The organism is Aeromonas sp. 600774 (genome assembly GCF_049175075.1).
GTDB classification, from domain to species: Bacteria; Pseudomonadota; Gammaproteobacteria; order Enterobacterales; family Aeromonadaceae; genus Aeromonas; species Aeromonas veronii_A.
The window spans coordinates 1-23878 of record NZ_JAAKUJ010000001.1 but is presented as its reverse complement, the minus strand read 5'-3'; the positions used below and the strand labels follow the sequence as shown (position 1 = coordinate 23878).

The 23878-nt window shown below is 56.0% G+C and carries 23 protein-coding genes; 8 read left to right on the top strand and 15 right to left on the bottom strand.

Annotation, left to right across the window (positions count from 1 at the left end; translation table 11 throughout):
• Nucleotides 1–104 precede the first annotated feature (104 nt).
• Genes pseF through G5171_RS00090 form a run of 6 tightly spaced genes read left to right on the top strand, consistent with a single transcriptional unit; the run spans nt 105 to nt 5390 of the window.
• Nucleotides 105–800: a pseudaminic acid cytidylyltransferase gene (gene pseF, locus G5171_RS00115; protein ID WP_337073752.1), complete on the top strand. Its 696-nt coding sequence runs from the start codon at nt 105–107 to the stop codon at nt 798–800.
• On the top strand, nt 790–2046 hold the full coding sequence (pseG, locus tag G5171_RS00110; protein WP_421259642.1) for a UDP-2,4-diacetamido-2,4,6-trideoxy-beta-L-altropyranose hydrolase: 1257 nt from the start codon (nt 790–792) through the stop codon (nt 2044–2046). The genes pseF and pseG overlap by 11 nt, the downstream gene beginning before the upstream one ends.
• A 6-nt stretch (nt 2047–2052) precedes the next feature.
• A complete protein-coding gene (gene pseI / locus G5171_RS00105) occupies nt 2053–3099 on the top strand; it encodes a pseudaminic acid synthase (RefSeq protein WP_216978520.1) in 1047 nt (348 codons plus the stop codon).
• On the top strand, nt 3092–4387 hold the full coding sequence (locus tag G5171_RS00100; RefSeq protein WP_421250313.1) for a motility associated factor glycosyltransferase family protein: 1296 nt from the start codon (nt 3092–3094) through the stop codon (nt 4385–4387). The genes pseI and G5171_RS00100 overlap by 8 nt, the downstream gene beginning before the upstream one ends.
• Nucleotides 4384–4644 carry a hypothetical protein gene (locus tag G5171_RS00095; RefSeq protein WP_010635733.1) on the top strand — a complete coding sequence of 87 codons (261 nt, stop codon included), beginning with the start codon at nt 4384–4386 and terminating at the stop codon, nt 4642–4644. The genes G5171_RS00100 and G5171_RS00095 overlap by 4 nt, the downstream gene beginning before the upstream one ends.
• Nucleotides 4644–5390 carry a crotonobetainyl-CoA--carnitine CoA-transferase gene (locus tag G5171_RS00090; protein ID WP_421243772.1) on the top strand — a complete coding sequence of 249 codons (747 nt, stop codon included), beginning with the start codon at nt 4644–4646 and terminating at the stop codon, nt 5388–5390. Before G5171_RS00095 ends, G5171_RS00090 begins: the two co-directional genes overlap by 1 nt.
• Here the strand turns inward: G5171_RS00090 and G5171_RS00085 are convergent.
• The 12 genes from G5171_RS00085 to flaA all read right to left on the bottom strand — a co-directional run bounded on the left by G5171_RS00085 (nt 5372) and on the right by flaA (nt 16974).
• Nucleotides 5372–6733: a DUF4910 domain-containing protein gene (locus G5171_RS00085; protein ID WP_421250314.1), complete on the bottom strand. Its 1362-nt coding sequence runs from the start codon at nt 6731–6733 to the stop codon at nt 5372–5374. The two genes, G5171_RS00090 and G5171_RS00085, sit on opposite strands and share 19 nt — an antisense overlap.
• The gene (locus G5171_RS00080; protein WP_005346679.1) at nt 6730–7134 is read right to left on the bottom strand and encodes a VOC family protein; all 405 of its coding nucleotides are present in this window, start codon (nt 7132–7134) and stop codon (nt 6730–6732) included. The genes G5171_RS00085 and G5171_RS00080 overlap by 4 nt, the downstream gene beginning before the upstream one ends.
• A complete protein-coding gene (locus tag G5171_RS00075; protein WP_419772935.1) occupies nt 7131–7886 on the bottom strand; it encodes an AAC(3) family N-acetyltransferase in 756 nt (251 codons plus the stop codon). The genes G5171_RS00080 and G5171_RS00075 overlap by 4 nt, the downstream gene beginning before the upstream one ends.
• Nucleotides 7883–8116 carry an acyl carrier protein gene (locus G5171_RS00070; RefSeq protein WP_216954016.1) on the bottom strand — a complete coding sequence of 78 codons (234 nt, stop codon included), beginning with the start codon at nt 8114–8116 and terminating at the stop codon, nt 7883–7885. Before G5171_RS00070 ends, G5171_RS00075 begins: the two co-directional genes overlap by 4 nt.
• Complete coding sequence (locus tag G5171_RS00065) at nt 8109–9728, bottom strand: HAD-IIIC family phosphatase (protein ID WP_421250316.1); 1620 nt, start codon at nt 9726–9728, stop codon at nt 8109–8111. Before G5171_RS00065 ends, G5171_RS00070 begins: the two co-directional genes overlap by 8 nt.
• A gap of 85 nt (nt 9729–9813) precedes the next feature.
• Nucleotides 9814–11898 (bottom strand): 6-hydroxymethylpterin diphosphokinase MptE-like protein, encoded by a 2085-nt coding sequence (locus G5171_RS00060; RefSeq protein ID WP_421259641.1) that lies wholly within the window; start codon nt 11896–11898, stop codon nt 9814–9816.
• 6 nt (nt 11899–11904) lie between these two features.
• Nucleotides 11905–12213, bottom strand: coding sequence for a hypothetical protein (locus tag G5171_RS00055; protein ID WP_005346693.1), 309 nt, complete (start codon nt 12211–12213; stop codon nt 11905–11907).
• On the bottom strand, nt 12210–12632 hold the full coding sequence (gene fliS / locus G5171_RS00050) for a flagellar export chaperone FliS (protein WP_005346697.1): 423 nt from the start codon (nt 12630–12632) through the stop codon (nt 12210–12212). Before fliS ends, G5171_RS00055 begins: the two co-directional genes overlap by 4 nt.
• 25 nt (nt 12633–12657) lie before the next feature.
• Nucleotides 12658–14076 carry a flagellar filament capping protein FliD gene (gene fliD, locus G5171_RS00045; protein WP_421259640.1) on the bottom strand — a complete coding sequence of 473 codons (1419 nt, stop codon included), beginning with the start codon at nt 14074–14076 and terminating at the stop codon, nt 12658–12660.
• 26 nt (nt 14077–14102) lie between these two features.
• Nucleotides 14103–14543 (bottom strand): flagellar protein FlaG, encoded by a 441-nt coding sequence (locus G5171_RS00040; protein ID WP_216978512.1) that lies wholly within the window; start codon nt 14541–14543, stop codon nt 14103–14105.
• 33 nt (nt 14544–14576) lie between these two features.
• Nucleotides 14577–15482, bottom strand: coding sequence for a flagellin B (flaB, locus tag G5171_RS00035; RefSeq protein ID WP_005346708.1), 906 nt, complete (start codon nt 15480–15482; stop codon nt 14577–14579).
• Between the two features lie 580 nt (nt 15483–16062).
• On the bottom strand, nt 16063–16974 hold the full coding sequence (gene flaA, locus G5171_RS00030) for a flagellin A (RefSeq protein WP_005346712.1): 912 nt from the start codon (nt 16972–16974) through the stop codon (nt 16063–16065).
• A 382-nt stretch (nt 16975–17356) separates the two neighbouring features.
• Between flaA and G5171_RS00025 the strand changes: the two genes are divergently transcribed.
• Together G5171_RS00025 and G5171_RS00020 are read left to right on the top strand one after the other, a co-directional pair.
• Nucleotides 17357–17989, top strand: coding sequence for a trimeric intracellular cation channel family protein (locus tag G5171_RS00025; protein WP_033138630.1), 633 nt, complete (start codon nt 17357–17359; stop codon nt 17987–17989).
• A gap of 101 nt (nt 17990–18090) precedes the next feature.
• The gene (locus G5171_RS00020; RefSeq protein WP_005346723.1) at nt 18091–18483 is read left to right on the top strand and encodes a hypothetical protein; all 393 of its coding nucleotides are present in this window, start codon (nt 18091–18093) and stop codon (nt 18481–18483) included.
• 98 nt (nt 18484–18581) lie between these two features.
• On the opposite strand, the gene G5171_RS00015 is transcribed toward G5171_RS00020, so the two are convergent.
• The 3 genes from G5171_RS00015 to G5171_RS00005 all read right to left on the bottom strand — a co-directional run bounded on the left by G5171_RS00015 (nt 18582) and on the right by G5171_RS00005 (nt 23836).
• Nucleotides 18582–19301, bottom strand: a complete 720-nt coding sequence (locus tag G5171_RS00015) for an SIMPL domain-containing protein (protein WP_421250318.1) — start codon at nt 19299–19301, stop codon at nt 18582–18584.
• Between the two features lie 55 nt (nt 19302–19356).
• Entirely contained in the window at nt 19357–19917 is a 561-nt protein-coding gene (locus G5171_RS00010; protein WP_236348911.1) for a hypothetical protein, read from the bottom strand.
• A gap of 85 nt (nt 19918–20002) precedes the next feature.
• Nucleotides 20003–23836 carry a type I secretion C-terminal target domain-containing protein gene (locus tag G5171_RS00005; RefSeq protein ID WP_421259639.1) on the bottom strand — a complete coding sequence of 1278 codons (3834 nt, stop codon included), beginning with the start codon at nt 23834–23836 and terminating at the stop codon, nt 20003–20005.
• Between the last annotated feature and the right edge of the window lie 42 nt (nt 23837–23878).

Genomic DNA, 23878 nt, shown 5'->3' with positions numbered 1-23878 from the left:
GATAATACAAGCAGAAAAACCAGTATAATATCAAAAATAATCAAAGAGTTGTCATCGATTATCCTGGCTTTGGCCAGTCATTAATCCAGCAGAGAGAGCCCATCATGGCCATCGCCATTATCCCGGCCCGGGGTGGCAGCAAACGCATTCCACGCAAGAATATCCGCCCCTTTTGTGGCCAGCCCATGCTCGCCTATGCCATCCTGGCGGCGCAACAATCAGGCTGTTTCAACAAGGTGGTGGTCTCCACCGATGATGAGGAGATTGCCGAAGTTGCTCGTCAACTGGGCGCGGAAGTGCCATTTCTTCGGCCTGCAAGCCTCGCCGATGATCACACAGGTACCACCCCTGTGGTGATCGACACTATCCAGCGGCTCGATCAGTTAGGCATCCAGGCAGAGCACTACTGCTGCATCTATGCCACGGTCCCGCTTATCCAAGCCGATGGCCTGAAGGCCGCCTATCAGCGGCTGATCGCAAGCAAGGCTCCCTTCGTCTACACGGTGGCCGAATTCGGCTTCCCGATCCAGCGGGCGGTGCGCATGGACGCGCAAGGCAGGGTCACGCCGTTCTGGCCGGAGCAGATGGCGAAACGCTCTCAGGATCTGGAGCCTGCCTATCAGGATGCCGGCCAGTTCTATTGGGGGACGCGGGCTGCCTGGCTGGGGGGGATCAGCCCGGTGGGCGGGGAAGGGATCGGCCACATACTGCCGAGGCACAGGGTAGTCGACATCGACACGCCGGAAGATTGGCACCTGGCCGAACTGCTCTATCAAGTGCTGGCCCAAGATGACGTTTAGGGTTGCCTTCCGGCTCGACGCCGGCGCCGAGATCGGGCTGGGCCACCTGATGCGTTGCCTGGCCATCGCCGATCGGCTGCACGCCGCCGGGGCCGAGTGCCACTTCCTCTGCCACGATCTGCCGGCGCACCTGCTGTCGTTGCTGCGGCCCCATCACCATCATCCCCTGAGCGCGCTGGACGCCGCTGGCCCGTTGCCTGGCTTGCAGCCCGATTGGCTAGTGTTTGATCACTACCAGATTGACCAGCGGCTCGAAACCCAGCTGGCCGCCCACTGCCGCCGCGTGCTGGTGATCGATGATCTGGCCGACCGACCGCACCACTGCCAGCTACTGCTGGATCAGGGCCCCTTGCGCCGCACCGCCGATTACCAGCCGCTCACCCCAGCCGATTGCCGGCTGCTGCTGGGCACCGACTATGCCCTGCTGCGCCCCGCCTATCGCCGGCTGGCTCGGCAACACGCCAGTCAGTGGCGACGGGGGCTTGTCTGCTTTGGCGGCGCCGACCCGGCCGGCGCCTGCCTCATCACCCTCAACAGCCTGGCCCGGCTGCCCTGGACCCGCACCATACGCTGGACTCTGGTGGCGGGCGGTGCCAATCCCTTCTGGCCCGAGCTGGAACAGAGAGTGGCCGAACTGGCCGACCTCGACCTTGTGCTGCTGCGCCAGAGCGACCAGATGGCCGACCTGATGAGCCGGCACGACTTCGCCATCGGCGCCGCCGGCGGCATGACCTGGGAGCGGGCCTGTCTCGGCCTGCCGACCCTGGCGGTGCCCATCGTCGACAACCAGCAGTTCAACGACCAGGTGATCGCCCGCTTTCAGCTGGCCGAGCGGCTGACCCTGAGCGAGCTGGCCGAGCCTGAGCGGCTGCTGCAGGTTCTGCAACGGCTTGAACAACAGTCAGACGACTACCGCCGCCGCGGCCAGCAGCAGGTGGACGGGCTGGGGCTGGATCGGCTCACCGCCTGGTTGCAGCAACAATCGGATTATCAGCTGTTACCAGATGGCCAGCAGTGGCAACTACGCCATGATGACCGCCCGCTGCTCACCCTGACCCTGAACGGCCAGCGGCTGACATGGCAGGCCACCCGGCCACTGCAACCAGCGGAGTGGCAAGAGCTGGCACATCGCTTGCGAACAATTTTCTCCCAATTTCCCCTCTATCTTGCCGAGCCACCGCAGATAGCGCCCCCTGCCCCCTGGCAGTTGGCGCCGCAAGGCTGGCAACTTGGCACAGGAGTCTGAACACAGATGCAGATCGCCCATCAATCCATCGGCCCGGCGCAGGCTCCCTACGTGATCGCCGAGCTGTCGGCCAACCACAACGGCAACCTGGATCGCGCACTGGCCATCATGACCGCCGCCAGGGAAGCCGGGGCCAGTGCGGTCAAGCTGCAGACCTACCGGCCCGACACCATCACCCTCAACAGTGATCGGCCCGAGTTCCAGATCCACGGCGGCCTCTGGGATGGTCGCAACCTGTACGACCTTTACGAGTGGGCGCACACCCCCTGGGAGTGGCACCAAGCACTGTTTGCCAAAGGGCGCGAGCTGGGGCTGACGGTCTTCAGCAGTCCGTTCGACTTCAGTGCGGTGGATCTGCTGGAATCCCTCGACTGCCCGGCCTACAAGATCGCCTCCTTCGAGCTGGTGGATCTGCCCCTCATCCGCTACGCCGCCCAGACCGGCAAGCCGCTTATCATGTCCACCGGCATGGCGAACGAGGCCGAGATCGCCGCCGCGGTCGATATTGCGCTCAAGCATGGCAACGGCCAGCTGGCCCTGCTGCACTGTGTCAGCGGCTATCCGGCGCCGGCAGCCGAGTACAACCTGCGTACCATCCCCATGTTGCGCCAGCGCTTCGGGGTCGAGGTGGGGCTCTCCGATCACACCCTCGGCTCTGCCACCGCCATCGCCGCCACCGCGCTCGGGGCCACCCTGATCGAGAAACACTTCACCCTGGCCCGCGCCGACGGCGGACCGGATTGCGCCTTCTCCATGGAACCGGCTGAACTTACCGAACTGGTAGCCTCGGTCAATACCGCTCATGCCGCCCTCGGTGTGGCAGATTACCAGCTCACCGCCAGTGAACAGGGTAACCGCGCGTTTCGCCGCTCCCTCTATCTGGTCAAGGAGATGGCCGCCGGCGAGCAGCTCACCGCAGCGCATATCAAGTCGGTGCGCCCCGCCCTCGGCCTGCCCCCGGCCGATTACGATCGGCTCATCGGCAAGCGGGTCAACCGCAGCCTGAGTGCCAATCAACCGCTGAGCTGGGAGTGGATAGATAACGATGAGTGATGATCTCTTCAACCAGCACGGCAGGCTCATCAGCCAGCGCTGGCCCGCCCTCTGGCCCCGCTTGCTGGCACAGGACGTTGAAAGCCTGCCGGCCGAGCTGACCGAAGGGCTCGGCTCCACCCTAAGCCTCCACGGCATCCAGCTCACCAGCCGGCACGATCGGGTGAAAGAAGCCGAGCAGCAGGCCGCCAGCCTGCCCGAGCAGCCGGTGCTGCACCTCTACGGCACCGGGCTCGGCGATCTGCCGCGCGCTCTGCTGGGGCGCAGCAGCCTCAAGCGGCTGGAAGTGAAGATCATGAATGGCGCCCTGTTTGCCCTGGTACTGCGGCTGCTAGACCAGCAGGACTGGCTGACTGACCCCAGGGTCGAGCTGATGATGGCCGGCGACGAAGGGGAGGTGCGGCTGCCCTTCTTCGCCCTGCCGCCCGAGCTGCTGCTGGTGGAAGATGCCGCCGCCCGCATCCGCGACCGGCTGGTGAGTGAAATCGACTTGCCGTTCGCCCGGGCTAGGTTCGACGCCGAGCACCCCGACATCACCCGGCGGCTGGCCGAAAACCGCGATCTCCTGGCCGGCGACGGCGATGTGGCCTCCCTGTTCGGTCTGGCTCAGGGCAAGCAGGCGCTGATCGTGGCGAGTGGCCCAACCCTGCAGCACAACCTGGCCACCCTGCAGGCCCAGTTGCAGCGCCGTCGGCAGGATTACCTGCTGATCAGCGTCGATACCGCGCTGGCGTTTTTGCTCAGCCACGGTATCCGGCCCGACATCGTCGTCACCATCGATGACGCCATCCACGGCAACCGGCTGCCCGCCGCCCAGTCGGCCCAGACCACCCTGGTCTATTACCCCACGGTTCCCACGGCAGCCCTGCTGGCCTGGCAGGGGCCGCGCAAGACCGCCTACTCCCGCAGCCCCATGTATCAGCAACTGCGGCAGACGCTCCCCAAAGGCGTGCTGCACTCGGGCGGCAGCGTCATTCATCCAGCCGTGGATCTCGCCGTGCAGATGGGTTGCCACCAGGTCATCCTGCTGGGCACCGACTTCGCCTTTCCCGGCGAGCTCACCCACTCGGGCTGGGCCGACGGTGCCCTCGGCCCCAGCGCCGCGCTGGCACTCAGCTGGGCCCTCGACGGCCATGGCCGGCGGGTCAAGACCAATCCGAACTTTTCCGCCTACCGCACCGAGCTCGAGCGCTACATAGCGCGCCACCCCGAGGTGCAATTCTGGAACTGCAGCAGGGAGGGGGCGGAGATCGCCGGCTGCCACTATCACCCGGAGTACGTGCAATGAAAAACGGCCAGATCACCCGTCTCACCGCCCTGGCGCACCAGTTTCGGCTGGGGCAGTCGGTCGCCGCGAGTCAGGCACTGCCGGAACTGCTGCAAGAGGTGCTCACCGAGCAGGGCAACCTGCCGCCCGGACTGGTAGCCGCCCTGCTGCAGTGCCAGGAACGCCAGGACTGGCTGGGGCTGGCCGACTACCTCGAATATGAAGTGGTGCACTGCCTGTCGACCCCGGCCGGCGACACCACCACAGGAGACCATTGATGATCAAGGCCATTTCCAACGCCTCCGATGAAGAGCTGTCACGCCGCCAGACCTTCAGCGAGTTGCTGCACACCAGCCCGCTGCCCGCGGCCGAGTTGCAGAACAACCTGGGCCTCTACCTCAAGCGCCAGTCGCTCTCCCGCATCCTGTTCATGCACGAGCTGTATCAGAAGATCGTGCCGGTCCACGGCGTCATCATGGATTTCGGCACCCGCTGGGGTCAGAACCTGGCGCTCTTCTCCTCGTTTCGCGGCATGTATGAACCCTACAACTACAACCGCAAGCTGGTGGGGTTCGATACCTTCAGCGGCTTCCCTTCCCACGCCCCGCAAGATGGCAGCGACGCCGCCATCCAGCCCGGTGCCTACGGGGTGACGCCGGGCTATGAGCAGCATCTGGCCCGGCTGCTCGCCGCCCATGAGGCGGAAAGTCCGCTGGACCATATCGTCAAGCATGAGCTGGTGAAGGGAGATGTGACCGAGACGCTGCCGGCCTATCTGGCTCGTCAGCCGGAGACCATGGTTGCGCTGGCCTATTTTGACTTTGATCTCTACGAGCCGACCCGCCGCTGCCTCGAGCTCATCAAGCCGCACCTGACCAAGGGATCGGTGCTGGCATTCGATGAGCTCAACTGGCCCGCCTTCCCGGGGGAGACCCTGGCCCTCAAGGAGGTGCTGGGGCTGGATCGCTACGCCATCCGTCGCACCCCGCACAACCCGGGACCGGCCTATCTGGTGATCGAGTAGTCCGGTTGCGGGCTGAGGCGACGCAGCAGCCCGGCCTCCAGCAGCATCCGCGCCAGCGGCTCCACCCGCCAGAACGGCGCCCCTATGGTCTCGGCGATCTCGAACAGGGTCAGCTTGCCGTCGCTGTAGGCCAGCAGATTCATCATCTCCCGCACCTGCCAGCCCGAATAGCGGGTCGACAAATCCGGGTAGAGCCCCCGCTTGCCGAGCTGGGGTTCGCCCAGCACGGTGACCTCGCAGCGCTCGTCCAGCTCCAGACACTCGATGGCCCGGCGCAGCGCCATGAAGCCGCCCGCCAGACCGGCCGGCGTCACCAGCGAGAGGTCATCGAGCGAGGTGTGGTACTCGGCATAACAGCCGTATCGGCTGCGCATCACCGAGGTGACCGGCAGATCGATGCCGGGCGCGCACAGCTGCCGCTCGTTGGAGCCCCGCTCCAGGAAGCTGTAGGCTTTATAGCCCGGTGCCAGATGGCCGAGCACATGGCGACCGATGCGATCCGCCAGCGTGTTGCCCTGGCGGGAAGGCAGGAAGGAGTAGCCACGATCATCGCCAAGGCAGGTCAGATTGAACCCGGCCAGAGTACGCTGCTTGAGCTGGTCCAGATGGCGGGAGAGATAGACGATGGCCCCCAGGGTTTCAGGGACCAGCATCAGCCGGTAGCTGTAGCGACGTGTTGGCAGTGACGCCAGCCAGGCCATCAGGAAGACGCCAACGCAGGGGCCGGAGAGCTCGTTGTTGGCCATGGAGGGGTGGCAGGTGTAGCTCGACAGCAGGATCTCCTGCTCGCTCTCCCCCGGCAGCACCCAGTCGCCATAGGTGAGCGAGCCCGGTGCCAGGGTGGCATCGATCACCACCTGATATTCCCCCTCCGGCAGCGCCTCTCGCAGCCGATGGGGCAGACAGAAGCCCCAGCGGCGCTTGTAGTAGGAGGTCACATAGGGAATGGCGTCCGGCTGCTCGGGCAGAGAGTGAAGATGGGGCTGCAGCTCGGCCAGTGAGAGGGTGCAGCGCACCGGCTCCGAGTAACCGACCAGATGCAGGTTGTGGTCCTGGAAATCTACCACCCTGCGTCCATCCGGCCCCACTATGTAAGCCTCCCGCACGTTCCACTCGTCAGGCACGGTCCAGTCGAAACACTCGGTGCCGCTGGCCACTTCATGGATCTGCAGCCCGGGCAGGCAGTGCTCGCGCCACAGGGCCAACGACTGTCGAACCCCGTCCCCGGTCAGGCTGCGGTTGAGCGGAAACAGCAGGGTGAGCAGTCGATGCAGCTGTTCACCGACCTGTGCCTGGTCGTCCCAGTCGGTGGGCAGATAGCCGCTCTTGGGTAGAAAACTCATGGGGTGGGTGCCTCGATCAATTCGACAATGTGGCCAAGGGGGCTCAGGAAAAACTGGACGTGGGCGCCGCCAAACGCGATGGCCGGCTGGCTGGGCCCGAGGGGAAGATGACGCTGGGCCCGCAGTTTTTCGGCAGCCATTGCCAGGTCTGCCACCTCATAAGCCAGATGATTAAGCAGGTTATGGCGCGTGCGTAACGCTTGGCTAACCGGGCTATCATCACTGGCAGGAGCAATCAGCTCATAGCAAATCCCCGCATCATCATAGGCAAAACAGATATGCACCCGCTGCAAAGGATCGAGCACCGGCTCGCTAAAGCGGGAAAGCCCGAGGGTCTCGCAGCAATAACGTACGCCAAGATCCAGTTCGGCCACCACCAGTCCAATATGGTGCAGTTTCATCTCCCCTCCCTGATAAGCGCATGGGGATGGACAGCGATCAGCTCTTTTGCCACCGCGGCAAAGTCGGCGCAGCGAACTGCCCAGACAGGTAACCGGCCAAATAACCCCTGGTGCCATTTGTCCTGATTTTTAAGGGCTTCAACCAGACGGGAAAGATCTATCTCGCTGGCCAGATCGAGTCTTCGCACAAAGTAGTCACAATACCAGGGGCGCACCATTCCCTGCTCGCGGACATCCCCCTCAAAACGTTTCATAAAGCGATAATCAACACCTAGTTGCTGCTCGACATAGTGGGTGAAGGTAATGCGATCGGGATGACAGGCAAAACCGGCAATCCAGCCATCGTGAGCCGCCAACCAGGCGAAGGGGCTCTCTTCACCAAAGCAGTCATGACCCCCTGCTGCAACCACCTGGTCACGCCCCGCTCCCCATACCGCAACGCTGAAGATAGGATCGCGGGTCCGCGCAACCCCTGGCAGAGTGCGAAACAGCTCCGTCATCAGGCCCACTTCACTGGGAGACGTCGCCCTGTCGAAACAGGTCTGACGAGTCAGGCTATACGTGAATGTTGGCACCAGCAGAGTGCCCTCGTTTCCAAGCCACTCCTGCATTCCGAGCCAAAAAGCATGTATGCCGGCTTCATTGCCCCGTCCTGGAAACTGGGCCACAGCCATGGCGTCAGAGTGAACCATTATAGCGCTCCCTCGCGCGATCCCAAGGGAGCCAAGAACATGAGAGAGAGCTTCAATCACAGCACAAGACCACGCCGCAACAGCGCCTCACGAATATCCTGAAGCTGTTTCATCGTCGCCAGCTCTTCAGGCTCGAAGCGTACCGAGAACGTCTGTTCAACCAGTAACAGAAAATTGAAATGGCCGAGCGAATCCCATTCCGGAAAGGCCCCAAGTCCCAACTGATAGTCGTCTCGCGTGACGGTTGCAGAAGGAAACTGCTGTTCCAACAGAGTGAAGAGATCAGTCATGGTGATAAAACTCCAAAAAAGGCAAATTCAGCTGTTCGAGCGCCAGACTATGGTAATGCTCATGGGAAAAACGGGCGGGATCCGGATTATCACAGGGGGTCAACGGCAGGGATGCCAACCATGTCAGCGCAGGTTCATTACGTGCACAACGATTCGAGCCAATAACCAGACGCTCGATCCCCGCCTCGCGCAATGCAGCCGAGACTCTATCCAGTAACCAATATTCGAGTCCTCTGGACAACACTCTGCAACTCAGAGCCAGCGTATCGAGCAATGCCAGTTTGGGCGTGATGTTTATGATCAGCACCAAGCCAACCAAGCCATGATCGGCAAAGCGATCCTGCAACGACACTAGCCAGCACCAGCCAAACTGCGCCAGCCGTTTGAGCTCGCTCGCCTCATATCGCTGACAGGAGAGATTAAACTGGTTGGTTTTATGGATGATCTGCTCGGCACGAGCAAGGTTATCCATCGCCAACGGCTGTATCGCCGCACGCAACGACAAGGAGGCGAGAAAATGTTGTTCACTGCCAACCTCGCTACGTAACCGGGCGGCGTCTGCCAATGCCAGATAGGAGGCCTGACGAAGAGCGTCATCACCACTGAAGATGCGCGAGAACCCCCCATAAGTGAGCAAGGTTGTAGGCCATGCCCAAATATCTGCTGGTGGTTCAATGACATCGACTTGTGGCAGGGCATGGCGAACTTCAGCCCTTTCCAGGGGGGAATCATCCCAGAAGACCAAGGCCTCAAGCCCCAGATTGAGGCTGGCAGCAATATGTCGCAAACCTTGAGATTTAGAGCCCCAACCAATGGCAGATGCTGCAATATTTCGCCTTTTGAGTCTCATGGCGCCATGCTGCTCAAACACCAGCCAAACATCTGCAGGCTCGTTTTTAGAGCACAATGCCAACAACACGCCGCGCTGATACCAGTAAAGCGCCGCATCCTGAAACGACTGATAGAGTTTGCCGAGACCGTCCTGACCAAGGTAAAGGCCAGTCAACCCCTCTTCACCCACTACCCCCCCCCACAGGGTATTGTCACAATCGAGCACCAGCACCTTGCGTATTGGCGCCTGATCAAGCATCCAACGCGCGGCAATCCAGTCGGCAAGGCTGGTCAAGCCGTGCATCGAGAGAGGACAAGAAAGAAGGTAACGATTACGCTCGTCCACACAATGGGCTCGCCCCTGCTCAGAGAGCCAGCGACCCAGCCCCAAATCCCTAATGTGGTGACGTGCAAGCGCTCGGGTAAAGCAGACATCCAGCTGCATCATCCAGGGATGAAGAGCGCTACTCACACCGCCGCCTTGCAGTGAACAGGCACCGAGATAAAGATGAGGGAGCCCCCGCAGTGGCGAGAGCAATGCTTCCAACCAGGTGTCGATGGTCTCGGACAATGCGGGTTCAGCCAAGGTGTACCAATGCTGGCATTCGCTGTCGGTCAGCAGTTGCTCCCAAAACCAGAGCACCAGATGTCCGTCACAAGCGGCCATCGGCTGCCATTGACCTTGAGGACAAAATTGCAACTGTGCATGTCGGGCCAAAGGAGCCCATGCCACATTACCGGGCATGAGAAATGCGGTGGATGCCAGGGAAAGGGTGGCCATATATGCACCTGAAAGGATTAAATACTTCTATATCATACTGTTAGGGAATGGAGATGAACAGAGTCATCCCCATCCGATTCAAGGACTAGCGCTTGAACACATCCAGGCCGGTAAAGTAGGTGGTATCATGGCCATCGAACGCATCGGCATACATCACTTTGCTGTCCTCGAAAAATAACTCCAGGATTGCCTGCGCCTCTTTTATCTTGACCGCCAGTACCTCGGGTTCTGCTGTCACCTGCGACATCATCAGGCTGATGATATTGGCGTAGAAATAGTTCATTGAACCGATCAAGACCCGATAGAGATGGGATTCGCGGCTCATCAACAGATAAAGCAGATAGTCGTGATGGCGTTGCATCATCGCCAGCACCGCGTTGTGCTCACAGGCTACCTGGCGCCAGTCATCACGGAACTTGTCCACAAGCTCAACGAACAGCGGCACCTGCAACGCAGCGGCAAAATCAAAACTGGCCATGTCAAAAGGCTGGAAACAAGTCGCCATCACTTCATCCATGAGTGAGATCTTGTCAAGTACCGGCCATTCTGGTTGCAACGATTCAACACGGCGAGGGATCGCCCCTTCGATATAAGCGCCGTCACTACTGTTGACGCACTGCATCTCGGGATAATCACGCAATACACGGGCCATATTATGAATGGCCAGTCCAAATAGATGGTTGATACGCACTTCGTCGCCAAAGTTACCCGGTGCCGGGAAAGTATTCTTTAAGTTTTCCTGGTATTTAGCCTCTTGCTTGTCGTTGTAATAGAGACTCAGGCTGGAGTGATGCTGTCCGGCTGTTTTATAGCCATTGTCGATACCAAACAAATACACCTGCTTGAAGCCAAGCAAGGCCGCATAATTGAGGCCGGTATTACCAACGAACGGATTGGAAAATTCGATATTATCGTACTCGAATGCCTGACCAAACGCGCTAATCAGCATGGAGAACATCGGCTCATTGGGCTTGAATGCCAATCCTGTTTTGCGAAAAAAACGCTTGCATTCAGGATGGATGACATCAACGCTCAGAAACACCGTATCCTTGATAAAGTCATCGGCATTGAGAATATTCAGAAAATCCGCAGAGCTTTTAGTTCGCTCCACTGCAACGTAGATATCCGGTTTGACGCCAGCTTTATACAGCGCACTGACCGCCGTACCACATGCGATGATGATGGCCTGCTGCTGATGCTGCCGGATGAACTCGATACTCTGATCCAGTGAGGGACCATTGCCAACCACAAAGACCGGGACCTGTTCGAAGGGGCTGCTATCCCGCCAGCGTTTCAAAAAGGGGGTGCCATCTTGCAGATGGGTGTGGCTATGGGCAAGTGCATAGATGTTGTCATCAAAGAACCCCCACCCCGTCTTGAGCAGATAAAACTCCCTTTCTACCTGTGTTATCAAGGCGTCTAGCTTGGGAGAGTGGTAATGGCAGAAGGAGAAATAGCTTGCCGACCAGAATGCGCCCTTGCGATGCAGCGCCTCCATCATGTCAGCGACCAGTAATTGCTCGTCAACACCGATAAAGAGATGAAGGCTGATCGACTCCTCATCCATGTAGGCGAGCAGCTGATGCCAGTCAAAGCAGAAAAGCGAGGCATAAAACATGTCAAGATCGGGCTCAAAAGCAAACAGATTCTTGATCTTGCACTGTTCATACAAGCAACCGAGCTGGTAGCCCAAACCAATGCCATACATCAGTGCCAGAGGAATATCGGAATGTAATGCCGCGTTGAGACGCAATCCTTCCAGCGCTGACTTCTCTTTTAATTTGGAGATTTCATTGTTGTATTTGATATGGATTTGGCCGTCGATATACCACTGAGGCACAAAATCGATGCACTGCAAAACGCTTTGTTCAATGACCTCGGCAATCTGCGACTGAACCTCGCTAAATGGATCGTCCCCATAAAGCGAGACGCCCTCGTCAAGCCACAGAATATTGGGAACGCCATTTTCATTACAGAAGAAACGAAAAGGCCTGGCAGGCTGGTATGCTTTGAAAAAGTCATGAATGGCGGGCATGAATTTGGCAAATGCAGCCATATTGAGATCATAACGAACAGGGAGTACTTCCAGCATGGCGGCTTCCTGCTGCTTTTGCAGAGCCAGGCGTGCCAGTTCACTTTCTACATCATGAATTTTGTGATGGATATCCATGTCAAACTAACCTGCATTCAGCTTGTAGAGACCGGATGCACGTCCAGCCTGGGAGAATTGTCGTAATTGTGCTTCAGCCTGCTGCTTTTCCTGACCCACCCAATCATGAATAAGCTGGAACTGCAGCAGTGCCTGCCGCTGTTCCACATTGATTGCCTCTTCCCGAGGCAGTGACCCGAACACCTCTTCCAGATCATGCAGATAACGTTCAGCCAGCTGTTCTGCAGCAACCAGCTCACCTTGTACCAGTAGAGACTGCAACTGTTCGCCCAGTCTCATCAAGGCTGACACAGAAGTGTCGTTGACCTCATTCATGCCGGTCTGCCTACCTTTTGCTGTGCCAGCGCCTTGTCGCGCTCATCGACAGGGATGGCATCCCAACCGCTCTTGACCGTCAGCATGAGGTTCATAACTTCATCAATAGCGCCTACATCCATGTCACGGCTGGCATCCATCATGCGCACTTTCATATAGTCATAAAGTGCGAACAGATCTTCGGGTACCTTGCCATAAGAGAGATCAAGTGAATCTTGCAGACCATTGATAATGGCCAGCGTCTTGGAGATAGATTGGGACTTACCCTCGAAATCGCGACGCTCGACTGCACCGCGGGCCTGAGCGAGACGCTCGAGACACCCTTGCATCAACAACTGGATCACGCGATAGGGATCCGCCACAGCCAGCTCAGACTGCAAACTCTGGGTTGTATAGGCCTTGATCGTTTTTCGATACATATGAGACACCGCTCCTGACTACAAATTAACTGGTTTTGGTGTTGGTATTGAGCAGGTTGAGATAGGAGGCAGACTTGTTCATCTTGGCCAGCAAGGTATCCAGACTGCCGTAGCGGGCCCTCAACGTCTCTTCATATTTGGTGAGCTGCGCCGCAACATCTGATTGTTTGCGGTTGACATCACGCAGGTCCGAATTGAGCGTCTCTTCCCGCTTGGCAAGTAGCCCCCCTGTCTTGGAGTAGGTCTCAAGCTGGCTAGCCAACTTACCAGCAACTCCGTCCTTGCCACCAAACACAGCCACTACCTGGTCGAAGTTCTTCTCGACCGCTTCATCGAATTTCGTCGAATCAAGTGAGAGCACTCCCTTGTTGTCCATCTTGACCCCCAACTGAAAGATGGTCGAGAAGGTTGAGGAGTTGTTCGAAGGCTCAGTGACGGTGCCACTCATCAGGTTGGTCACTGCCTTGGTCGTTGCATCCCCCGCCAAGGCGCCACCATCATTCTGACTGATGCCGGCTACGATAGAGCTGCGTTTGCCCAGATCGTTGCTCTTCTTCACCAGAGCGTTATAGCCATCGATAAAGCTCTGCACCATGGTCTTGATGCCAGCCTTGTCTGTCGTCACATCCACTCTGTTTGGCTTGTAAGTGGTCGTCACGGTACCATCACTCGGGCTCGTGGTAGTGGTGCTATCAGACTCTTTCAACACCGTAATTTTGAGACCCACAATGGTGCCATCGAAGGTGTTGGTCGAACTGGTCAATTTATTGCCATCCACGCTTATCTCAGCATCACGGGCTTGTTGCTTCTGGGTCAGCTTGGAGATGAAATTGTCAGCCAGCTCTGGTGTACTGCCGGTTATCTGCAGATCCTTACCTGTTCCACTGACACCAGAGTCAATCACAAGTGCCGCCTTGCCATCGGAGGTATTCATGATATTGACGCTAAGACCAAAGTTGTCACTATCATTGTTGATGCGCTTGCGAATGGACTGGAGTGAATCTCCTGCTTTAACATCTACATCAAAGGTCTTGTCGCCAGCCTTAAATGTCAGGGTGCCATCTTGAGTGATCATAGATGTGGTCGAAGAGGCGAAACTGCCTTCAAATTTGCTGGTCTTCGCCAATTTTTCGACACTGATGTCATATTGCCCGTTTGAAGCGCCGCTCTTACTCTCCACCTTCAGGACCGGATTATCTTTATCCTGGGTGATGTTTATCGCACGTTTGTTAAACGCATCATCCTTTGACATCGCCTTCAGAGTGGTGACAAAAGTCGCGATTGCTGACTTCAGCTGTCCTACCCCTGAGAGAGTGATCTGGGCGTTGGTCTTTTTGGTGGTAATTGGCTGCAAAAGCTGCGCTTTCTTGGCATCAACACTTGCAGCGATGACAGACTCCAAGTCCAGTCCAGAGCCCGCACCAGCAGACGTAATAGTGGCCATACTCACTCTCCTCGCAAACGTAACTATTAAATCTCTTTATCAAGCAATAACCCGACTCGGGAGCCGCCACCAATCACATCCCCTTCGCGGAGATCCTGGATTCGTTTGCTGATAGCCAGCAACTCTTCGCTTGGTATCTGACGGATCATTGATTTGGTATTGGCATCCATTACCTTGATAACAACCTGCTCCAGTTCCTTTTCGACACTAAAATTGACGGTCCATCCTTGCAACTGACTGAACTCTTGCAAGTTTTGTACCCCTTTCTCAATTTCCTTGTCTGAAATCTTCGGCTTGCCCGCCTTCTCCTGCTCAGGCAGTCCCTGTTGCTTTTCAATATCCTTGGCCGCCCCCCGCTGCTCTTCTGCTGTGCCAGATAGCACTTGAGCGGCCGATTGGCCGCTCTTGCTACTTGACTGAAGAGAAGAAGGAGTGACCGATGACGGAATTCCAATTTCATTGGCCATATCGTCGCTCCTTTTTTATCTCATCACAGCCTGTTAACCCAACAGGGACAGGGCTGATTGCGGTCTTTGGTTGGCTTGGGCCAGGATGCTGGAGGCGGCCTGCTGCAAAATGTTCTGCTTGGTCAGGTTGGCTGTCTCGGTCGCAAAGTCTGCGTCACGGATACGGGAACGAGCTGCGCTCAGGTTCTCAGAGACGTTGGACTGGTTGCGAATGGTGGAGTCAAACCGGTTCTGCACAGCACCCAGCTCTGCCCGTTTGCTGTCCACAGCCTTGATCATGAAATCAAGGTTGGCCATGGCTGTCTGAGCATCTTTAGCGGTTTTAATACTGCTGACACTAGTTGTAGTAACTGCTGAAGTTGCTTTGCCAATCGTATACGGCTCACCTGTGGTAGTGGTCGTGACTGTTGCACTTCCTTTTGTCGCAGATGCAATACCCTTGATGGTGAAAGCCGATGTCATCTTGAAGGTAATTGTTTGTCCTGCATCTGCACCGACCTGGAAGGACCCCTTATAAGTACCATCAAGCAGCTTTTGACCACCAAAAGTGGTATCGCCAGAGATACGATTTATCTCAGTCGTCAGTTGGTCATATTCCTGCTGCAAAGCAACACGATCATCCGTGTTGTTTGAACCGTTCGCCGATTGCTGAGCCAAAGTGCGCATCCGTTGCAACATGGTGGTCACTTCATCCATCGCACCTTCTGCAGTTTGTGCTACTGAAATACCATCGTTAGCGTTACGGTTACCTTGATCCAACCCGTTAACCTGTGAAGTCAAACGGTTAGAAATCTGCAAACCGGCAGCATCATCCTTGGCTGTATTGATACGAAGACCGGATGCCAACCTGGTATAGGAGGTGTCCAGCGACTTGTTGGTGTTCATCAGGTTACGCTGGGCGTTCAGTGATGAAACGTTGGTGTTAATGTACATAGCCATAAAATATTCTCCCGAAGAACATGCGACTGCGGGTTGCGCCAGCAAAGCGGCATCCCACCGTTAGAAGAACAGGTTGAACAAGCCTGATCCTTCTGGCGGGTGTCTGTTTGAACGGACAGGTCACCCGCAGTAGTGCAAACGTTGGATTCCGAACACCCCTCGATTGCTTCACTTTGTTTAACGGCAGTACAGAGACAAGCTTTAGGAAAATTGTTGCCTAACGCGGCAATTTTTCTCCGGTATATGGCAAGGAAAAGCCAGATGGCCAACACAGCATAAGAGGAGAGAGAGGAATTGCCGGATGGCATGACCGAATTATGTATGTGGCACGGTTTGTGCTTAGGTTGTGTAGAGTGACGTCAATTTGGCGACACAATAAAAAGAGGCCGGTAAACCGGCCTAAAGATGAGCATATGCTCAGGAGAATATGACCAAGCGTGACAGAACTGAACAGCTGGACAACACTTGGCATTACTAGTAGAGAATTATATCTCTCCCGATAGAACAGAGTGCGAACCGAACACCCCTTTGTTCCATCTCTTGACCAGGGCGGCCTGAACAACCGCCCTGTTTTCTTTTGTTAGCCCTGCAGCAACGAAAGGGCTGACTGGGGACGCTGGTTCGCCTGTGACAGGATTGTCGAGGCAGCCTGTTGCAAAATGTTCTGCTTGGTCAGGTTTGCAGTCTCGGTGGCGAAGTCCGCATCACGAATACGTGAACGCGCAGCACTGACGTTTTCAGAGACGTTCGCTTGGTTGCGAATAGTTGAATCAAACCGGTTCTGCACAGCACCCAGTTCCGCACGCTTGCTGTCCACCACCTTGATCATGTAGTCAAGGTTAGCCATGGCGGATTGTGCATCTTTGGCTGTGGTAATAGTACCAATGCTTGTGGTCGTCACTGTCCCGCTCGCATTTTTCGCTATCGAATAGGGCTCACCCGTTGTAGTTGTTGTTACCGTAGCATTACCTTTCGTAGCCGATGCCATACCGGAGATACTAAAAGCGGTGGTCATCCTGAAAGTAATTGTTTGACCAGCATCAGCCCCCACCTGGAAAGAGCCAACATAACCACCATTAAGCAAGGTTTGACCACCAAAAGTGGTATCTTTGGCTACCCTGTCAATTTCTGTCATCAACTGGGTATACTCTTGCTGCAACGCGGTTCGGTCATCAGTATTATTAGAGCCATTAGCTGATTGTTGAGCCAGCGTCCGCATCCGTTGCAGCATGGAGGTGATCTCCTCCATGGCCCCTTCAGCAGTCTGCGCCACAGAGATGCCATCGTTGGCATTACGGTTACCCTGATCCAGACCGTTGATCTGGGAGGTCAATCGGTTTGAGATTTGCAGACCGGCAGCATCATCTTTGGCACTGTTGATACGCAGACCGGATGCCAGTCGGGTGTAGGATGTATCCAGTGATTTTGTCGTATTCATCAGGTTACGCTGAGCGTTGAGTGATGAAACGTTAGTGTTGATATAAAGGCCCATGACTATTCTCCTAAGCTATTAAATTTACTCTTCTATTTGCTCAGGCTTTATTATTTTCTGTGCCCGATGCGTCTTATTTAACGGCTCGTTTTTGGATGTCTTTAGCATTTTTTTCAACGCTTCATCGCATTAACGCCGCTTACCCTATATATCGACAGGTCGGGGATAAACTTAAGGAAAAAAACGCCCACTAAAACGTGGCAGAAACTCATCGCGCCCCTCCTCCAACAAGGAGGTAAACAGGCACACTCGAGCCCCTCCCTGTCCATGATGCGAGAAAAAAGCGGTGTCGACTCTCAATTTTGTCGAGCACAGTTGGCGATTGGGCTCTCCAGCCCCTAAAATCGCGGCCCCATCAACAATTTGGCGTGAGTTGTTTTCCATGCAGACACTGGTTGAGCAGATTGTTTACATCAGCGACATGTTTGGTACTGCGGTATTCGCGTTTTCAGGGGTTCTGGTGGCGGGCCGGCTCAGAATGGACGGGTTTGGTGTCATGGTATTAGCCGCAGTTACCGCCATAGGCGGTGGCACCATACGTGACATGATCCTGGGAGCAACACCGGTGTTCTGGGTTCGGGATCCTCTCTATATCTGGGTGGTCATTGCAACGGCGCTGATCGGGATGTGGATGGTCAAACTGCCCCGAAGAATGCCCTGGTATGTACTGCCCGTCGCAGATGCATTCGGGCTGGCTCTCTTTACGGTGATCGGAGCCCAAAAAGCTCTCAATTTTGGCACCTCGGGGCTAATCGCGGTGCTGATGGGGACCATGACTGGAGTAGCTGGCGGCATGATCCGGGATGTATTGGCACGTGAAGTGCCTATGGTGCTGCAAAAAGAGATCTATGCAACAGCCTGTATTCTGGGTGGAATCCTCTACACTCTGGCCCTAGAGGCAAACATGGACAGGGTAACAGCCATGCTCATCTGCATGACGGCCGTATTCGGTTTGCGGGTGGCAGCCATCTACTGGCACCTGTCACTGCCCACCTTCTCGCTGCAACGCAACTGAAAAAGCACACCCACAGGGACATATGCCTCCGTGGGTTGTGCGTTGAACCAAATGGGCTTTTCTGTTGTCATAGAAGCAGTCGTTGTTAGCCGGATATTCTCATGTACAAAATCGGTATGCTTACCACTCTCCTCCTGGCGAACGTGACAGCAGCACATGCCGAAGCACAAGCCGTTTTTGGACGACTAGCCTCGGCGCCAGTGCAGCAGTTCAACCAGCAGATACGTCAGGCGAGCGAGCAACATCAAAAATGGGTCAATGACTACCGTGAGGTAGCGCTCCGTTTTGTCGGCCATAGCGACATCCCCAGTCGCATCCATGCACAGCAACTGGATAATGACTTGGTGCTCTCGGTTGCGCTCGATGGAGGCAAAAGCGACATGCTCTATATTCTGACTCTTTATCGCAGCGATAATCTCTGGCAAATGAGAGGAGCGGAAATGGGTTGGCGTTGCCTGGGAGATCACTCCTTCACTCCCGTACCCTGTCCATAAACTCGATCTCTGACTTGTAAAATGAAAATCCGGCACATTGGCCGGATTTTTTATGGCTCTGTCCCACTACAGTGTTCATCTGCTGAAGAGGGAAGGGGTTACTCCAGCAGGAAAACAGCCTCGATATTGTCAATGACCGTAATCTGCTGTTGCTGATAACTGCTATCCGCCATATCCGGCACCGGAGCAGCCGCCATTGCCATGGGTTGTGCCATCTTGAAGTTGCGACTATAGCCGGTGATGGGCGATGTGTTGCGATACTCCACGCTGTACACCTTGCCAAGCTTCATCCCGAATGCCTTGGCCAGAGATTCAGCCTTGATTTTTGCATCCTCAACGGCATTAAGTCGAGCCTGTTCCTTGATAACCTGTGGAGATTTCAACCCGTATTCAATCTGGGATACGGACTCCAACCCAGCTTTGAGTGCGGTGTCCATCAAGGGGCTCAACTTGTCGAGCTGATAGAGCTTCACCGCCAATTGTCGCTGGGCACGGTACCCCAGCAAGACCGGCTTTTTGTTATCACCATACTGATATTCCGGCGAGACCATCAGGTTACCAGCTTCGACATCGTTGCGCTTGATGCCCAACCCTTCCAGCTTGCTAAAAAAGGCGGCCACCTTGGTATCAACCTGCTGCTTGGCCTTGAGGCCCTGCTTGTCCAACGCACTCACAGCCACATTGAGGGTGAGCATATCGGGCTCGGTCTTCTGTTCAGCATAACCACTCACCACCAGATGGGGCGCTTGCGGAACTTCAATCGCCAGCACCGGAGCACTGACAATCAGAGCGGAAAGAGTAAGAAGGGGACGCCACATAGAAAAAACCTCTATCGGAAAGATTGAGGTCATTATGCCCGTGCAGCCAATGGATTCATATATCGTGCAAGGGCGGGAGCTGATCCAGTATCTGATTGGTCAAATCGAGACTGATGGTGACCACGCTGCCGGTATCTGGGGTCTGCTCTACTTTATCCAGTGGTGATGTCGCACCACAGACCAGCACCTCATCATCAAAATGGAAGGAATCCCACGACAGAACATGTCCCTGTCCCCCTGCGCTACAGTCACGGCCTTCACCGCGATATCCCTCTGTGGACCAAGCAATGGTATCTGACTGGCCCAGCAAATCCTGCAACAAAGGAGCATGAAAACTGCTCAATGGATACTCCTGCTGCCCCAGATCATGGCCAACCAGAATCATGTTCTGAGCTGACTCGGCCCCCATCAAGGGCACATAGGAAATAGATGCAGAGGCAAAATCAACATAGAGTGATCCGGCTACATCTCCGGCATCATTCTCTATCTCCATCCCATCCAGCCTGTCTCCCGCGATCGAGGCCTGATAGCCAAACTGGCCTGCGCAGGTAATATTCCCCTGTCCATCCCAGCTATAACGGATGCCATCAATGTCGACCCAGTTGAATGACTGCATGATTACCCTCTCCTCTACAGCCGCTATCTTATCCATCCACCTTGAGAAAAAACAGGGGCCAGGCCAGCCCGGCCCCGAGACAAGGTTACGGATCGACCTTCAGATTGCCCTGATTCAACAGGTCTTCAATGATAGTCTGATCATTACGTGTACCTCCCAGCGTCAGATCGATGTTGTCAAACTGGATAACATGGGTCGTTGTGCCACTACCCGCGCCATCAAGGTCGATCGTGAGCGTAGACTTGCCAGTACCCGGACCGCTGGTGAAAGTGAGATAGGCATCTAGCGACTCCTTACTGGCATGTTCGCCAGTGAGCAACTCACTGATATCCAGCACATCTCCTCCAGTTCCAGTGGTGAAGTCCTTGATCACATCGGTCCCCCCCACATCCCCAGCCAGCCACTTGAAGGTATCGCTGCCAGCCCCCCCGGTCATGATATCGCTTCCCAGACCGCCGAGCAGGATGTCACTCCCCAGCCCACCGATCAGGATATCGTTGCCCGCGCCCCCAATCAGAGAGTCATTTCCTGATCCACCATCCAAGTAATCATCTCCATCACCCCCATCGAGGATATCGCTCCCTTCCTGACCGAAGAGAAGGTCATTGCCACTGCCTCCTGACAGAGTGTCATTGCCGCCACTACGACCACTCTCCTCACTCAGCTCGGTAAGATGGGTTCGGATGTAATCCACAGTCTGTGCTCGCGTCCAGCCATGATTGGTTTCCAAGGTTTCAAAAACCAGCCAACCGGAGCCAACTGGCAGACTCAAACCAAGCTGGGTAGCCAGTGCGTCTGTATTGAGCACATCACCAAACAGGATGTCATTGCCTGCACCGCCATCGACTACATCATTGCCAGCCCCCAGCAACACAGTGATCTGATCCCCCTCGGTCAGAGCTGCCGTCAGCTGCTCTGCACTGGTCACAATCTGGGCCTCTCCAATCGGGGCGTTGAATCCCTGCTCGATCCGGATGTTGTCTATCCGCACTTCAGCAGTCCGTGAGCTGGAGCTATCGAGCAGCTCAAACACAAACCCGTATTGCCCAACCTCCAACCCATTGGTAGTAATGGTGCTGGAAGAGGTAGTACCAGAATTACTGATACCTGTGACAGTACCGCTTTGCAGAGGGTTGGCCAGATCCCAGACCCCGCCATTCAGCCTTACAAGTTTCCATGTGAAGCTGTCACTCGCATTGACAGAACTCAATGCGTACTGGAACTGCAGGCTTGCTCCGGCTTGCGCAGCTGAAATCTGGATCGCATTGGCCACGGCCAGCGCCAGCACAGTGCGATCCGTATCGGAATTTGTGCGATCCTCACGGATTCGCAAATAACCGTCGGTAACCGTGTGCGTTCCCTGTTGATCACCGCTACGCACCCAGCCAGCAGCCGCATTGATGCCACTGCCTCCAGAACCAAAAGTAGCCAAATCAAGGTAACTGCCGGCAGAGTAGAACTGTGAGCCGGTTTCCGTTGTGTTGTCAAAGAACTTGAGCAGTTCCTGGTTGACGCTGCTGGTTACCCCGATGGCATTGACCTGACTGATGCCACTTAGCGATTCAAACGCATCGACAGACTCCTTGATCACCGTGTAGGTCGTGCTATCGCCCGGACCGGCAACCTGATTGCTGTCGTTGATGTAGTAGGTCGGATTGCCATCCGTGACGAAGAAGGTCAGATTCTCATAGTCGGGATCTGCCTGAGTGCCGTTGTTGAACCACTGCACGGCCTGATTGAAGGCTGCCTCATAGTTGGTCCCGCCGTTGGCAACCAGGGCATCAATGGCATTGGTCAGATTGATCACGTTGCTGGCGTCCAGACCTACAATGGTCACTCGTTCACTGGCATTGGTGGCAAAACTGATCAAGGTGACATTGATCTCGCCATCATGCTCCTTAAGCTGATTGGCCAGATGGGTCAGGGATGCCTTGAGCATGCTCAGGCGGGCCCCAGCCATGCTGCCAGATACGTCGACCAGGAGGGCGATATTGTAGTTCTGACCTGGAATGAAATTGGTGGTGGTACCACCCACATCTCCTACCAGAATATCGTGACCTGCACCGCCAGCCACAACACCATCAACACTACCATCCGAGTTGGGTACCTTGTGATCATCCCCGGTCGTCGGCGTCCCCGTACTGTCTGGGATATCCGAGGTATTGCTGCCAACCACCAGAATGTTTGAGGCAACAGGGGGCTCATTGCTATTGACCGATACGGTGAAGTTGGCGCTGGCCTGATCGCCATCACCGTCCGTCAAGGTAGCGCTGAAGTCGAGTTCAATGTCGGGGGGAGTTATCTTGTCTATCACCCCGAAGTTTTCGATGCGCACCGAGTCATTGCCATCCAGCACAAAGCGCACATAGAGCTGACTGAACTCTCCATCTGGTTCTATGCTGGCCAACTGCATAGCTCCTTTGAGTCCCGACAGGACAAGCTCGCCGGAGTCAATGACGGTCACTCCATCGGCGGCATAAGCTACCCACTGTATGGTGCTGGTATTGGTGTTACCGACCCCATAGACATTGAAAGAGAGCCCGTCAACAGCCGTTGTGGTGGATACCTTGAACCCTTCGTTATTGTCCAGATTGCCATTCTTGATCCCGAACCCGTTATTGTTCGGATTAAGATCATCCAGATCACCGCTCGGCAGATTCTGGGGGTTGTTCACACTGCCATTGAACAGCAAACCATCAAACAGAACTCCAATGCCGCCAGCAGTCACCCCGATAGTCTCGACCGGCCCACCGGCACCAAACTGTGAGCCGATCGCAAATGTTTGCGTTGGCTGGGGTGTAACCAAATTGAAGCTGTAGGTATTGTTCTCATTGAGTGTCAAGGTATAGAACACTTTAGGTGGCAGCCCGCTGTCATCGATAGTAGCCACCAGAGTCTTGCCATCTGCTGACAAGGTCTCGGTGATCCCTACCAAATCAGGCCATCCGGTCAATTTCAATCCACCGGTAGCCAGGGGACCATCTGCACCGAAAGAAACGCCAAACAGCCCACCGGTGGTGATGGCGGCGACATTCATCACCTCCAGACTTTCAATGCCGGTAATCACGGGCATATCGTCTTCAATCACCACGTTGACCTGCTTGGTATCACTCAAGTCACCGTCGCTGACCGACAGATTGAAGGTAAATGTCTTCAATCCTTCCTGATCGTCTCCAAACGCATGGTCGACAGGGCCCAACAAGGTGACTGTATATTTGCCTGTGAGATCCACAGAAACTTGAATAACAGGATTACCTCCCACAGAACCTACCAGGGTTGTAGATCCCATACCGCTCCACACAACAGGCTGCCCACCGGAGCTCAAGCCTGATGGTGCAGAGAGAGTGAAGGTAAAGGCACTACTGTCGATATCCGTCACACCTGCCGTGGCCTCTGCGGATGTGCTATCAGTGGTATCGCTCGGATTGGGTGAGTTATCCGGATTGGCTCCAAGCAAACCCTCTTCAGATATGCGCAGATCCGAAACGGTCAGCATGGGCGCGTCGTTGGTCGCATTGACGGTCACGGTGAAGGGCTTGTTGTCTGCCCCGCCCTCGTCCGTGGTCCCCGCCACGTTGCCATTCACAACCCCGCTCCAGTCCGCCGGCAAGGTGAAGGCCGGCACTCCTGCTGTGCTCGCACCGCTCCAGCTGTAGCTGCCCGCCACCGCGCCAGCCACCCAGCCTGCCCCCATCACCGCACCTTCCGGCACATTGCTCAGGGTCACCGTCACACCGGTCACCTGCTCCGAACCATCCGCGTCGGTCGCATTGACACCCAGCTGCGCCGCCAGCGATACCGACACCGGTGCATCCGTTTCTGCCAGCACCAGGTTGGTGGCGCTGACACTGATATCCCCTTCCACTCCGATAGTGACCGTGCCACTGCTGCTGGCCGTGCCTTCATTGGTGGTCGCCACCACGGTGTAGCTGATGGGCGCGCCATTGTTGTTGGTACTGCC